This window comes from Gordonibacter sp. RACS_AR49 (genome assembly GCF_030418435.1).
GTDB lineage: Bacteria > Actinomycetota > Coriobacteriia > Coriobacteriales > Eggerthellaceae > Gordonibacter > Gordonibacter urolithinfaciens.
In genome coordinates this window covers 604310-617526 of the sequence record NZ_JAIUDM010000002.1, presented here as the reverse complement: position 1 = coordinate 617526, position 13217 = coordinate 604310, and the positions used below count along the sequence as shown (strand labels likewise).

Genomic DNA, 13217 nt, shown 5'->3' with positions numbered 1-13217 from the left:
TGCTGCCGCACCGACGGCCGCAAGAACGTAGACTTTTTGGCGGAGATGCCCGATAATCTCATTCGAAAGAGAAACAGCAGGTCGGATGGGTGCCCTTGTATGTGAGGGCGAGCAAGCTTTACGTGAGGCAAAAAGTCTACGTTTTGGCAACGAAAACCATGCCGAGCGGGTTATTCAACACCCCGGTTGCCGTGAACGCTAAGCGACTTCCCCCTCGGCGTCCCTTTTCAGCCACCGGTCGAACGTACGGGGGCAAACACCGAGGCGCTCCGCCGCTTCCTTGCGTGTGATCTGCCCCGATAGGTATGCGGTCTTGATCGGTGGATAAGCGCTCGGCACCTCGATGGCCGGCCGGCCGAACCTCACGCCGCGCGCCCGGGCCGCCGCGATCCCCTCCGCCTGGCGCTGCCGGATGTTCTCGCGCTCAAGTTGTGCAACATAGCTGAGCAGCTGCAGCACCACGTCGGCCAGGAACACGCCGGTGATGCCGTGCTGGTCGTTGCGCGTGTCGAGAAGCGGCATGTCGAGCACCACGACGAACGCCCGCTTCACCTTCGTGAGGATGCGCCACTGCTCGAGGATCTCGTCGTAGTTCCGCCCCAGCCGGTCGATGCTCTTCACCACCATCACGTCGCCGGGCCTAAGGCGCTTGACCAGCTTGCGGTACTCCGGCCGCTCGAAGTCCTTCCCGCTCGCCTTGTCGGCGTAGATGCAGCCCTCGGCAACGGGGAAATCCGTCAAGGCGTCGATCTGCCGCCTGAGCTTCTGGTCCTTCGCCGACACGCGCGCATACCCGTACACGATTCCTTCTCGCTCCATCGCTCACCCCATCGTTCCCGTCAAAGCGAGCCCCCTCCGGGCCGCTTTGCCATCGGCCGCCAAAAGAGATGCCGGCAGGCGCACGGCCGGTCGGCACGAGATTCATTATCGCGAAATTCGGCTTTACCCGAACTACCGAAGCTTTGCGCAGGGCGCCAAACTCCCCTTAGCGCAATCGAGCAGTATCCTCACGGCGTGCCTGCCGCTCCCGACCGATCAGAGCCTTGCAATGATGACTAAGCGACCATACAATGAAAGAACATCCACACACGGTGAAAGGGAGGGCCATGGATTTGCCCAGCCTCATGCAAGCATGCCTCGACGGCCTCGCGAGCGGCAGCCTCTCTGCTTTCGGGTCCGCCTTGGGCGCGGCCACCATCGCCCTGTTCAAGAAACTCGCAGGTCGGAAGGAAGATATGGATGAAAACGAGTTGAAGGCGATGGGCTCTTGGGCCGATCCCGACAAGCTCGCCGCAAAAGCGGCCGAGTTGGCAAAGGGAGACCCCGACTTCAACCAGCTCCTCTCATCTTGGTGCGATCTCATGGAGAAGCATCTCGGCAGCTCGCAGATGACGACCGCCTCGAACGCCGCCTCGGGTATTTTCATCAAGAGCCCCGTTGTCCAAACGAACATCGTAAGGTAGACAATGAAGCCCCCCCCCCCCCGACGACTGTTCGAAGCCCCCTCGCCGCTGCTGAAACCCGGAGGAGGGCCGAGGACCGTAGCGTTCGAGAAAACCGTGCTCGTAATGGTCAGAAGTCCTACCACCCTTGTCAGATCGGCGGATTTGGCAAGGCACCTCTTCTCTGATCCGAGGATTCAGGTTCTTTTCACCGTGTCGGAACCTCGGTCGGTTTTCTCGAACGAGCTCGAGCTCGCCATAAACAAAAGGGGGCTTCCCTTCGTCCCTTGGAAGAACGCCGTGCTGGAAACGTACGACCTCGCTCTCATCGAAAGCGCGCTCGACCCGTTGCCCGAGATCAAGGCACCCATCATCATGCTTTCCCACGGTGTCGGGCACAATAGCGTCCGATCCGTTGCCGGGGCGAACACGGCGCACTCGAACTGGCTCGACGAAGGGCCCGGAACCAACCTCCCCCGCATAGTGGGATTGATCTCGGAAGACGAGGCCCGCGTGTTCGGAGACCGCTGCCAGACGGAGGTGCTGGGAGACCCCGTATTCGACTCCATGTTCCAAGCGAGACACCGTCGGGACGAGTTCAGGAATGCGCTCGACATCGGAGACAGGAAATTGGTCGCACTCTCCTCGACATGGGGTAGGCTTTCGGCTTTCTCGGCACGCCCGCAGATGTTCTCCGAGCTCCTTTCCCTGCTCCCTGCCGACGAATTCGCCATCGCGGCGATCCTCCATCCGAACATATGGATGGGACACGGGCCCTGGCAAATAGAGACCTGGCTAAGAGACGCCCTTGCAGGCGGGCTGAAGCTCATCCCGTTCGAGAGCGGCTGGCAGGCGACCTTGGTCGCAGCCGACTGCCTGGCGGGGGACCACGGATCCGTATCAACCTATGCGAGCATGCTGGGAACCCCCACCTGCCTTTTGAGCTATCCCGAAGACGCGCTTAACGGCGACCTGGCAATCGTGCAGGCCATGGGCTCGAACAAGGCAGTTGAAACGGCTCGTGAGATCGCCGAATTCGCAGAAACAACCTGCAGGCAAGCAAGCCGCGCGCAAAAGCGACCGAACGCCGCCTTCTCCTATGTCGGAAGCTCCATGGAAAGACTCGCCGAGCTGGCTTACCGTCTGATCGGCCTGGAGCCGTCGAGCACCGCCGTGCTGCCCCTGACCTTGGAGCCGCCGATTCCAAGAACATGCAAACCGCTTTCCTTCTGGGTCGGCTTCACCCGCATCTCCGATATGATCATCGACATGAGAAGAACGCCCTCCTCCGTCGGTCCTTCGGGCATACGGTCCGACTCGACCCTGCTCGTGGCGTCTTCCGCAGAGAGGAACTACCGAATGGTCCAATCCGCCTCTTGCCTAGTGCTCGAGAACCGCGACGCCGCCGGATGGTGGCAAGATGCCAGCCCCTTTGCCCGATGCGCCTATTTCCAACAAGGCTCATCGGGCCAGTTGTCAGACAGAAACGGAACGCAGGTTCCGTTCAAGGTACCAGCACATGCCGACCGGAACGTACTCGCAGCGATCCTCGCATACTGCCTCGCACAAGGCGACTTCCGCGGAACGTACCGCATGGGCAAGACCCTCTACACTGTCGGCGAATCGGTAATCAGGTGTGCAAGGATTCCAGAAAGCGGCTAACCTGCTCGTATTCCGCAGAAAGCCCGACGCGTTCGTAATAATCGCGGACCTCCGCGGCGAAGGCTTCTGCATCATCGTCATCCGCCAGGGCATGGAGTGACTCGGCTATCGCGAACAGCGTGTCGTGAGCCCGCCGATATTCACCCAGCTCCGCAAAGATCTCCGCAGCGTCTTTCCCATACGCAAGCGCTTCCCCGTGCTTCCCTGCCGAACGCAATGCGAAGCAGAGCTCCTGCGCACTTTTCGCATACGTGTGCCAATCGCGGTTCTTGTCGACCTCGTCCAATGAACGGCGCGCAGCCTTTTCAGCCTCTTCCGCTTTTCCGAACCTCCGATACGTTCGGGAGAGAAGAAGGTCTTGGATGGAGCATCCGCGCTTGTTGCCCAGCGACTCGTTGCCAGCGCGGGCATACGTGAACTCGGCTACCGCATCGCCTTCGCATCCCAGCTCAGCCAGGCAGATTCCGCGGAACTCGTGGAACATGCACATAACATCGAGCCTGCCCAGCGGCGCGCATTCGACAATGGCGGCATCGATGGAACCGAGCGCCTCAGCGGCCTTGCCGAGCTTTGCCTCCATACCCGACGACATAACCGTCAAGCGCGAGGCTGCAAGTATGTTTCCTGCCTGCCGAGCAGAACGCGAGCAAGCCGAGAACAGCTCGGATCCTGCTTGATAACGAAAGGTTCCGCTATAGAAGGACCAGAGCGCATCGCCGATTGCCCAAGCATCCCCCACGACGCCTTGGTGCGCATTTATGATCTGGGGAACAGCGCCCAAGAGACCGGACTCGGATTCGAACACCTCGAATTCCGTCCTCCCCTTGAGAATATCGCGCACCAGATCGTTCGAGGGAATCCGGTCGTACAGGCGAAGGCGCGCGGGCTTCAAAGAATGATCCAACTCTTGGGACAACACCCGGAAATGGGAGAGCAGCAAGGCATGGACGCTTTCTTGAACCTCGCCAAGAGACCCATCCCCGAGCATCTGAGCCTGCAGGTATGCCCGGATAACGCGAAGAAGCGTCACCTCGCTCGACAAGGAAGCATCTCCGACGCCATCCGCAGGAGAGTCGAGAGAGACGAACCCGAAGCAGTGAAGCTCCTCCACGATGGACCTCGCTCCGGAAGGGTCGGTACCCCATACGGCGGCAAGCGTTCCAAGGGAAGCCGTCGGAACCGGAAGCGACGCGAACCTGCGCGCGGCGTCCAGACAGCGCGGATCGAGGGCCTTGCAACACTCTCGCCATACCTCGTCCATCTCTCGGCAGCAGAAAACGTCTTGTTCGGAGCGCATGAGCTTTCGGTGCAGCTCCTTCGCCGACGAGGCGCGCTTCCGCCACAAGATGCTTGCACAGGCCCGTATGGCCAAGGGAATCCCGAAACAATGCTCAAGGACCGATTGGATTTCTTCCACCTCATCAGGCGGAAGGACTTGCTGCGCCTCCTCGCCCGACAAGCCGTACGCAACCCGAACGAAAAGGTCGAGCGAATCGTCCACGTCCAGTTCGCCGAGAGAAACATGGGTGATCTCGGTTTCGAGCGAATCGATATCGATTCTCGAGCTTGTGGCGAGCACGAGCGAGGACGGCGAATTCGGGACGAAAGGCTCTATCTCCGAATAGCTGGACACGTTCTCCAAAACTACGAGAATGCTTTTGTCGCAGGTGAAGCTGCGGTATTGGGCGGGCAGATCTGAAGGACGCGTACGGGACACGGCATCGGGGCCGATCATTTGGGAAAGCTTGGATCGGAGCATATCGGCCACCGGGGAGGCGCCTCCTTCTTCCGAGGCGGCGAAATCGAGGTAGATCTGCCCGTCGGGGAAATGATCGATCCGTTTCTCGTTTCCCCACTTTTTCACCAGGGCAGACTTGCCGACACCAGGGATCCCGTCAACGACAACCACCTTAGTCGAGGCAGAGTCCGCACACGCATCTTCCAGCAGACCGCGCTCCGCGCTTCTGTCCACGAAGTGCGCGCATGCTGGAGGCAGCTCCCTTGGAAGAGAAGCAACCGCCGCACCCTGGCCCACGTTCACCTGGAAAACAGGCGAGTTCACGAAAAGGCCGATTGCTTCGTTCGATGCCGAGACGACCGCCACTGCCCCACCTCGCCTTATCCCGTCAGAAAAACCCTCTCGAACACCTTGCCCGCGCCATACGGCGCAACGCAGCATTGCCATCTCGTATAGTTTAGCGTCTAGCGTGCGCTATGACGCAAATCCGTCCTGCGATTTTTTCCTCGCCCAGCTTCGCGCACCGCTCCTCCGCAAACGCCCGAGGCAGAACCATCCGTATCAGGAGGCTGCAGGCAACTGCCGGCCCCATCGGGCGGGCCTACGCGCAGTTCTTCGTGTGGTGGTAGGTGGGGACGGCGGACTCCAGGATGTGGACGGCTTCCTCGTCCGACTTGCCGATGGCGGCTTCCAGCTCGCCGAGCTTGGCGGCCACCTCGTCGTAGCTGATCTCCTGGCCGGTGGATATCATGATGGACTTGTTGTCGGTGGGAAGCGTGCTCTCCTCGTCCATGAGCAGCTCCTCGTACATCTTCTCGCCGTCGCGCAGGCCCGTGAACGTGATCTTCACGTCCACGTCGGGCACGAGGCCCTGCAGCTGGATGAGGCCCTTCGCCAGCTCGACGATCTTCACGGGCTCGCCCATGTCGAGGATGAATATCTCGCCGCCATGCGCCATGCCGCCTGCCTGGATGACCAGGCGCGATGCCTCGGGGATGGTCATGAAGAAGCGCTCGATCTCGGGATGCGTGACTGTTACGGGGCCGCCAGCGGCTATCTGGCGCTGGAACACGGGGATGACGCTGCCGTTCGAGCCCAGCACGTTGCCGAAGCGCACGGCGGAGAACACGGTCTTGGACGTACGCGCGTACAGCTGTACCACCATCTCGCCCATGCGCTTCGTGGCGCCCATGACGCTCGTGGGGTTCACGGCCTTGTCGGTGGAGATGAAGATGAAGCGCGCGGCGCCGAACGCGTCGGCCGCCTTCACCACGTTCAAGGTGCCGAACACGTTGTTGTGCAGCGCCTCGCGCGGGCACGCTTCCATGAGCGGCACGTGCTTGTGGGCCGCGGCATGGAAGACGGCGCCGGGGCGGTACTTCGCGAACACCTCGGCCACGCGGGCCTCGTCGCACACGCTGCCGATCTCGATGACGATCTCGATGTCATCGTACTCGGCCAAAAGCTCGTTGCGCAGCATGTAGGCATCGTTCTCGTAGATATCGAAGATGACGATGCGCGCAGGCGCCACGCGGCACAGCTGCCGGCAGAGCTCGCTGCCGATGGAGCCGCCGCCGCCCGTGACCAGCACGCACTCGCCGGCGATGTAGCCGGACACGGCGCGGGTGTTCAGGATGATCTCCTCGCGCCCCAGAAGGTCGGCCACGTCCACGTCGCGCAGCCGCACGTCGCCTATCTCGTCGAGCGACAGCTCGCGGATGTTGGGCAGCGTGCGCAGCTTGCATTCGGTCTTCGTGCACTCGCCGTAGATGCGCTTACGCTCCTCGAGCGAGGCCGAGGGAATGGCCACGACGATCTGCTCGATGTCGTAGCGGTCAACCAGCTCCACGATGTCGTCCGTGGTGCCGGCCACCTTCACGCCGTGGATGCGGCTGCCGCGCTTCGAGGCGTCGTCGTCGGTGGCTACGATGGCCACGCCGGGCATGAGCGGGTCCTTCGAGGCCATGCGGCCGATGGCGAGCGAGCCCGTCTCCCCCGCGCCCACGATGAGCGTGCGCGGCCGGTCGCAGGCGCGCTGCGCCGACCCCAGCACGCGCTTCTTCTGGCGCATGACGCGGAATACCAAGCGTATGCCCCCCATGAAGAATATGAGCAGAAAGCACGAGACGAAGAACACGCGTATGGGCAGGCGCACGTCGATGATCCATAGGAACACGGCGCCGATGAGCGTGGACAGCACCACCGCGAGCATGATCTGGATGGCCTCGTCGACGCTCGCGTACTCCCACAAGTTGTTGTAGAGGCGGAACAGGCCGAGCACCGCCACGTTGATGAGCGCCAGGATGCCCAGCATGAAGTAGATCTCGTTGTTGACGAAGACCTCGTCCTCGACGGCGGTGAGCAAGGATGCGAGCCAGTAGGCGGCGTACGTCGCAACGATGTCGAGCAGCAGCAGGACCGCTGTTCTTTTTGTGATATGAGCGTCCAAGCGCAGCCTCGTCCCCGAGTGGAAAAGCGAATTGATGCCATTTTGCCGACAAGCGCGGCAACCAAAAGGGTATTGTATACAAAGTAACGTAACCTTGCACGGACCAATGCTTTACAGGAGCCTGCTACATGAATAAAACAGCCGTTCCCGGCACAGCCATCGCAGCCCCCGGGGAACCGGAAACCCCCAGCGACCAGCCTGCACGCACAAGCAACATCGACGCCATCGTAGCCTATTTCGAGAGCGGCATCACGCCGGCCGGGGCAGCCGGCGAGCTGGGCATCGAGCTGGAGCACACCCTCGTGCACGACGACATGAGCCCCGTGCCGTACAGCGGGCCCTACGGCGTGGAATGGCTGCTGGGCCAGCTGGAAGCCGAGTTCCCCCGCACGACGCGCGACCCGGAGGGCGACCTCTTGGGCGTGGCGCGGCCCGGCGAGGCCGTGACCATCGAGCCGGCGGCGCAGGTTGAGCTCTCGGCGGGCCCGTTCGCAAGCCTCGAGGACGCGCGGGCGACGTTCGAGCGGTTCGAGCGCACGCTGGACGACGCGCTGGCGCCGCATGGCGAGCGCGCGCTCACGGTGGGCTACCACCCCTCCGCCAAGGCGCTCGACCTGGAGCTCATCCCCAAGCGGCGCTACAAGTTCATGAACCTGTACCTGGGCGAGAAGGGGCCGTTCGGGCCGCGCATGATGCGGGGCAGCGCGTCGACCCAGGTGTCGATAGACTACTGGTCGACGGCGGACTGCCTGCGCAAGCTGCGGCTGGCGTTCGCGCTCGTGCCGCTGTTCTCGCTCGTCTGCGACAACGCGCCGGTGTTCGAGGGCGCGCCGCGCGCCCACGAGCTGGTGCGGACCGAGATCTGGCGGTTCTGCGACCCCGACCGCTGCGGCCTGGTGCCCGGCGTGATGGACCCGGGTTTCGACCTGCGCCGCTATGCCGAGTACCTTTTGGACACGCCTGCTATCCTCATACCGTGCCGCAAGGAGCAGTGGTGCTACTCCGAGCGCACCTTCGGCGAGATATACGCCGAGCGCACCATGACGCGCGCCGAAGTGGAGCATGCCGTGTCCATGTTCTTCAACGACGTGCGCCTGAAGACCTATATCGAGATCAGGCCGGCCGACGCGATGCCTGTGCCCTACGTAGTAGCGTACGCGGCGCTGATCAAGGGTCTGTTCTACCATGCGGAGAACCTCGACACACTCGACGCGCTGTTCGAAAGCGTGGACGGCGCGGCCGTGGAGGCGGCCAAGGACGCGCTCATGGTCGGGGGCTACGAGGCCGAGGTGTACGGTCGGCCCGTGGCCGAGCTGGTCGACGAGGTGATGGCGTTGGCGCGGCAGGGCCTCGCAGCGGACGAGCGGGGCTTCCTCGAGCCGCTCGCGCAGCTGGCAGCGCAGCGCGTCACGCTGGCCGACCTGGCGGAGCGCAAGGGTTAAACCGGCGTCCGCATCTCGAAGCCGCAACAGACGCAGCAGCGCGATGGAGGGACGACCTTCCAGCATGCAAGCGGATGACACGAGGAGAGGAGGCCCGACGTGGACAACACGGGCAAGATGGTGAAGGTGGCGTACAAGGGGTTCTTCGACGACGGCTCCGTGTTCATCGACCAGACGGAGCAGCCCGTCGAGTTCCCCTGCCTGGACGGATGGATGCCGCCGGCGTTCATCGACACTGTTCGGGGCATGGCCGTGGGCGAGACGCGGCAGGTGCACGTGGGCGCGAACGAGGCCTACGAGGAGCGCACCGACGAACGCGTGATGGAGGTGGAGCGCGCGAAGATACCCGCCTCGGTGAAGCTCGTGGTGGGCGAGATGGTGAACCTGGAGGACCCCACGGGCCAGACCTACCCGGCCAGGCTCGTGGAGCTCACGGACGAGAAGGCCGTGTTCGACCTGAACCACGAGGCCATTGCGAAGGCGCTCAACTTCGAGATGACGCTGCTAGATGTGGCCGAGCTTCCGAGCCGCTGAGGCTGCCTGCGCCGCATCTCCGAAAAGGAGTCACGGGGCGCGCCACGCTGTCATCACGGCCGGGGAGCAGGAAGCTCTACGGACTTATGGCAACTTGGAGAGGGTTTGCGTCCAGCGGAGGGGCCGCGTTCTGCAGTGGGGTAGACTGGGTCTACTTTGTTTCAAATCGAGAGGAGCTCGTTCATGAGCAACGAAGGCAAGAAGGTCAAGGTCCACTACACGGGCACGCTGGACGACGGCACGAAGTTCGACTCGTCGGTCGATCGCGGCGAGCCCATCGAGTTCACCTGCGCCGCCGGCCAGATGATCCCCGGCTTCGACGCAGCGGTGAAGGACATGGAGCAGGGCGAGACCAAGACCGTGCACATCCCTGCCGCCGAGGCGTACGGCGAGCGCCGTGAGGAAATGGTGCAGAAGGTGCCCGTGAGCCAGATTCCCAACGGCGACCAGCTTCCCGTGGGCCAGACCGTGTACATGCGCGGCCCGGCCGGCCAGTCGTTCCCCGTGTTCGTGGAGGCCATCGAGGACGGCATCGTCACGTTCGACATGAACCACGAGCTGGCGGGCAAGGACCTGAACTTCGAGATCACGCTGGTGGAGGTCGCCGGCTAACGCCACCCTCCAACATTGCAACGACCACGGAAGGCGCCCGAGGGCGCCTTCCGTCATTCTGCAAGACGGCATGCTCCGCATCCGCAGGCGTCCTCGGCGCGGCCCTCCAAGTCGCAGCCGGCGCCAAACGTGCGGCCTCTCCGTCCTCCCCGCCCGCTTCGCAGCAGCACGCCCTCGAAAGCAGACGGGGACAACACGACCATGACCTCATCGGCCCCGTCTGCGACCACGACCGGCCGATCCATCCCCTGGATCAGCCGGCAGAGGGTCCGCACGCTCCCCGTGTGCGACAGCTGCAAGACGTCCATGCTGCTCACCCCCTCTCCATGCGGCGCGCCAAATCGAGCATCTGCTCGAAGAAGGCGCAGTGGGCCCGGTGGTTCAGCACGGCGACGCGCTGGGCGAGGCGGCCGAGCGCCTCACCGGTAAAGCGGTCGGGCGGCTGCAGGCCGCAAGCGGCCGCCAAGCCTCCGGGGGACGCCGTAATGCGAGCACCGGCCTCCTCGCCTGTCGGATCGGACCCGCCCGTCAACCGCGCAGCCTTCTCGCGGGCGGTGCGCGCACGAACCAGGTCGTACTCGAATCCGTAGAACGTGAGTTCCCAGAACGCGCTTGCGAGCACGCGGTAGCGCTCACGGCAGCACCAATCCCCGCCGAGCCACACCTTGCATCCGAGCGTTTCCTCCCAGGGGGCGAGCGCGTAGCAGCGCTCGCCCCAGTCGTCCACGTCGCCCGCGCCGCCCTTCTCGTCCGCCGCGCGCACCGCAAGGGACCGCAGGCGCTTGTCGACTTTCCTCGCCTGGGCGTACGTCGTCGCGGGCATTTGGGCGACGCGGACGAGGCGCTCGGCTGCTGCCACATCGAGCAACGGGACGAGCGCGGCGTGGAGCCGCCATGTCAGCGTGCCGCCTCGGGCATCGAGCACGTACGACTCCCGCGGGGCCAGCACCCAGCCTCTCGTCGGCCCGCGCCGCACCTCGAGGGAGGCCATGGCATCGAGCGAGCCATCGAGCCGCTGCGCCATCGCATTGCGACGAGCCTTGTCAGCGTAGGCATGGACTTCGGCGAAATCCTCAATGATCACGCGCCGCAGAAGGGGCCGGTCGCATGCGCCGAGCACCTCCTGGAGGCTGGGCAGGTCGCGCGGACGCAGGTGCTCACGCTCCCACAGGCTCCCGCCGCTCATGGCAGCCTCCCCTCGCTACGGCGCGGCCCAGCATTGCCCTCGAAACATGCAGTCACGGCAACATGAGGCCCCGCTTTCGAGGGATGGTCATCATGGCGGGCTTTCGCGGCCGCCTTCGCGCACCCTGCCGTAGACGCGCATGCGAACATGGCAAGACACCTCGCTTCCCTTCGGTTCCTGGGCTGGGAGGATCTTGCAAGCGTGGTACGGGCGGCGCGGAACACCGCCGCCATCTATGGGCTGCGCCCGCCTTCTGCCGCGGCGGACGAAACAGCGCTTGCACTGGCTCCTTCGTTTCGCTAGCAGTATAGCACATTTTTACGAACATTTGTTTTAAATGCTAGGAACTTTGCGAACGGGAGCGATGGCGCATCCTGACGCGTGCATACACGGCTGCGCCCGCAAGCACAAGGACGACGATGCCGGCCAGCACGACTCCTGCGGCTCGCCAATCCCCGTCGGCGGCCAACGACGAGGCCAGCACCGACGCCGCGATGGACGGCACGCGGCCGACCGAAGTGATGAGAAGGATGCGCAGGGGCTTCACGCGGGCAAGCGCGGCCGCGTACGTCATGAGGTCCTTAGGCAGTCCGGGCACGAGGAAGTACACGAACAGGATGAGCTCGAAGCGCGGCGAGGCCGCGAAGCGCTCCAGGTCGTCCAGCCGCTTGCGCGAGAGGAAGAGCGCGAGGGCTCGGTCGCCCACGAGGCGTACGAGCACGATGATGGCTACGGCGCCCACGAGGCTGCCCGCGAAGCAGACGAGCGCGCCCTTCCAGAAGCCGAAGGCGTACCCGGCGGCCAGCTCGAGCGGCTCGGCCGGCAGCACGGCCGATAGCTGCTGCACCGCCACGAGCCCCGCCAGGGCCACCGGGGCCAGCGGCCCGAGGCGCGCGGCCTGCTCCTGCACCCGGCGCCCGTCGGTGAGCAGCGCGAGCACGTCGCGCCCGTACACGAGCAGCCACCAGGCGATGGACGCCGCCGCCAGCGCGATCACGGCGATTACGACAACGCGCCCTATGCGCCGTCGTCCCGCGTCCTTGGGAGTGTTCTTTTCCATGGGGCAGATTGTGCGCCCCGGGAAAGCGCGAAAGGTCGCCGCCCGTCAACGGACGGAAAACGATTCCGCACGCAGCCCTTGCCGTTCCTACCAGGACAGCACTTCGTACCCGTCCTCGGTCACGGCCACCTGGACCTCCCACTGGGCCGTGTCGGAACCGTCGGCCGTGCGCACGGTCCAGCCGTTCGGATCGCCCATGTCGATATCGGGTCCGCCGGCGTTCACCATGGGCTCGATGGTGAACACGAGACCCGGAACCAGCACCATGCCCGTACCCGCCTCGGCCACATGGCTCACGAACGGATCCTCATGGAAATCGAGGCCGATGCCGTGGCCGCCGAACTCGCGCACCACCGAGAAGCCGCACGACTGCGCATGAGCGTTCACGGCTGCGCCCACGTCGCCCAGGAAGCCCCACGGCCTCACGGCGGCCAGGCCCGCCTCCAGCGCCTTCTTCGTCTCGTCTACCAGGCGCCGACGGTCCTCGGACACCTCGCCTAGGCAGAACATGCGCGATGAGTCGGAGTAGTATCCGTCCAGTATGGTCGAGCAGTCCACGTTCACGATGTCGCCCTCGCGGAGCACGACGTCGTCGGAGGGGATACCGTGGCAGACCTCGTCGTTCACGGACGTGCAGACGCTCTTCGGATACCCCTCGAAGCCCAGATCGGCCGGGATGCCGCCATGCTCAACCGTGTAGTCGTGCACCCAACGGTCGATCTCGCCCGTCGTGGTGCCCACGCCGATGCGCTCGGCCACGTAGTCGAGCACGCCGACGTTGATGGCCGCGCTGCGCTTGATGCCCTCGAGGTCGTCCGCCGACTTCAGCAGCTCGCGCCCAGGCAGCTCGCACCCCTGCTCGTACAGCTGCTCGAGACGTTCGTCGAAGGCCAGGTGGCATTTCTTGTACTTGCGCCCGCTGCCGCACCAGCATACGTCGTTGCGACCGGGCTGCTCCACTCCGTCATACATGCGGTTTCCTTTCGCTCGCGGGCTATTGTACCGCGCAACGCCGCGAGCGGCAGCGGGCGGAAGGAAAGTCCCGACAATTCGACCGCCTGGATCGTGTATAGAGGGTAGGCGTCCATCCGC

The 13217-nt window shown here is 64.1% G+C and carries 12 protein-coding genes; 5 read left to right on the top strand and 7 right to left on the bottom strand.

The genetic code is table 11. The annotated features are described in order from the left end of the window. Positions 1–198 precede the first annotated feature (198 nt). On the bottom strand, positions 199–819 hold the full coding sequence (locus LB310_RS07295) for a recombinase family protein (protein ID WP_301154795.1): 621 nt from the start codon (positions 817–819) through the stop codon (positions 199–201). A 287-nt stretch (positions 820–1106) separates the two neighbouring features. On the opposite strand from LB310_RS07295, the gene LB310_RS07290 reads away from it, so the two are divergent. Both LB310_RS07290 and LB310_RS07285 read left to right on the top strand, forming a co-directional pair. Beyond that, entirely contained in the window at positions 1107–1463 is a 357-nt protein-coding gene (locus LB310_RS07290; RefSeq protein WP_301154794.1) for a hypothetical protein, read from the top strand. Positions 1464–1559: 96 nt separating this feature from the next. After that, positions 1560–3104 (top strand): hypothetical protein, encoded by a 1545-nt coding sequence (locus tag LB310_RS07285; RefSeq protein WP_301154793.1) that lies wholly within the window; start codon positions 1560–1562, stop codon positions 3102–3104. On the opposite strand, the gene LB310_RS07280 is transcribed toward LB310_RS07285, so the two are convergent. Both LB310_RS07280 and LB310_RS07275 read right to left on the bottom strand, forming a co-directional pair. Beyond that, positions 3073–5208 (bottom strand): tetratricopeptide repeat protein, encoded by a 2136-nt coding sequence (locus LB310_RS07280; protein ID WP_301154792.1) that lies wholly within the window; start codon positions 5206–5208, stop codon positions 3073–3075. The genes LB310_RS07285 and LB310_RS07280 overlap by 32 nt on opposite strands. A gap of 235 nt (positions 5209–5443) precedes the next feature. After that, positions 5444–7291, bottom strand: a complete 1848-nt coding sequence (locus LB310_RS07275) for a nucleoside-diphosphate sugar epimerase/dehydratase (protein WP_301154791.1) — start codon at positions 7289–7291, stop codon at positions 5444–5446. 128 nt (positions 7292–7419) lie between these two features. Between LB310_RS07275 and LB310_RS07270 the strand changes: the two genes are divergently transcribed. From LB310_RS07270 to LB310_RS07260, 3 genes are all read left to right on the top strand, one after another. Next, a complete protein-coding gene (locus LB310_RS07270; protein ID WP_301154790.1) occupies positions 7420–8733 on the top strand; it encodes a glutamate-cysteine ligase family protein in 1314 nt (437 codons plus the stop codon). A 99-nt stretch (positions 8734–8832) separates the two neighbouring features. Beyond that, complete coding sequence (locus LB310_RS07265) at positions 8833–9267, top strand: FKBP-type peptidyl-prolyl cis-trans isomerase (RefSeq protein WP_301154789.1); 435 nt, start codon at positions 8833–8835, stop codon at positions 9265–9267. 183 nt (positions 9268–9450) lie between these two features. Further along, positions 9451–9879 (top strand): peptidylprolyl isomerase, encoded by a 429-nt coding sequence (locus LB310_RS07260; protein WP_015538641.1) that lies wholly within the window; start codon positions 9451–9453, stop codon positions 9877–9879. Positions 9880–9932: 53 nt separating this feature from the next. Here LB310_RS07260 and LB310_RS07255 read toward each other — a convergent pair whose 3' ends face one another. From LB310_RS07255 to LB310_RS07240, 4 genes are all read right to left on the bottom strand, one after another. Continuing rightward, positions 9933–10187, bottom strand: coding sequence for a hypothetical protein (locus LB310_RS07255; protein ID WP_301154788.1), 255 nt, complete (start codon positions 10185–10187; stop codon positions 9933–9935). A 5-nt stretch (positions 10188–10192) separates the two neighbouring features. Beyond that, positions 10193–11065 (bottom strand): hypothetical protein, encoded by an 873-nt coding sequence (locus LB310_RS07250; protein ID WP_301154787.1) that lies wholly within the window; start codon positions 11063–11065, stop codon positions 10193–10195. A gap of 340 nt (positions 11066–11405) precedes the next feature. Continuing rightward, positions 11406–12125: a TVP38/TMEM64 family protein gene (locus tag LB310_RS07245; RefSeq protein WP_154248326.1), complete on the bottom strand. Its 720-nt coding sequence runs from the start codon at positions 12123–12125 to the stop codon at positions 11406–11408. An 87-nt stretch (positions 12126–12212) separates the two neighbouring features. Then, a complete protein-coding gene (locus LB310_RS07240; RefSeq protein ID WP_301154786.1) occupies positions 12213–13097 on the bottom strand; it encodes a methionyl aminopeptidase in 885 nt (294 codons plus the stop codon). Positions 13098–13217: the final 120 nt, after the last annotated feature.

What these genes read in the sequence shown, in the direction of transcription:
- LB310_RS07255 (WP_301154788.1), bottom strand. Translation starts at nt 10,187, where the DNA reads ATGGACGTCTTGCAGCTGTCGCACACGGGGAGCGTGCGGACCCTCTGC.
- LB310_RS07240 (WP_301154786.1), bottom strand. Translation starts at nt 13,097, where the DNA reads ATGTATGACGGAGTGGAGCAGCCCGGTCGCAACGACGTATGCTGGTGC.
- LB310_RS07260 (WP_015538641.1), top strand. Translation starts at nt 9,451, where the DNA reads ATGAGCAACGAAGGCAAGAAGGTCAAGGTCCACTACACGGGCACGCTG.
- LB310_RS07250 (WP_301154787.1), bottom strand. Translation starts at nt 11,065, where the DNA reads ATGAGCGGCGGGAGCCTGTGGGAGCGTGAGCACCTGCGTCCGCGCGAC.
- LB310_RS07270 (WP_301154790.1), top strand. Translation starts at nt 7,420, where the DNA reads ATGAATAAAACAGCCGTTCCCGGCACAGCCATCGCAGCCCCCGGGGAA.
- LB310_RS07295 (WP_301154795.1), bottom strand. Translation starts at nt 819, where the DNA reads ATGGAGCGAGAAGGAATCGTGTACGGGTATGCGCGCGTGTCGGCGAAG.
- LB310_RS07290 (WP_301154794.1), top strand. Translation starts at nt 1,107, where the DNA reads ATGGATTTGCCCAGCCTCATGCAAGCATGCCTCGACGGCCTCGCGAGC.
- LB310_RS07245 (WP_154248326.1), bottom strand. Translation starts at nt 12,125, where the DNA reads ATGGAAAAGAACACTCCCAAGGACGCGGGACGACGGCGCATAGGGCGC.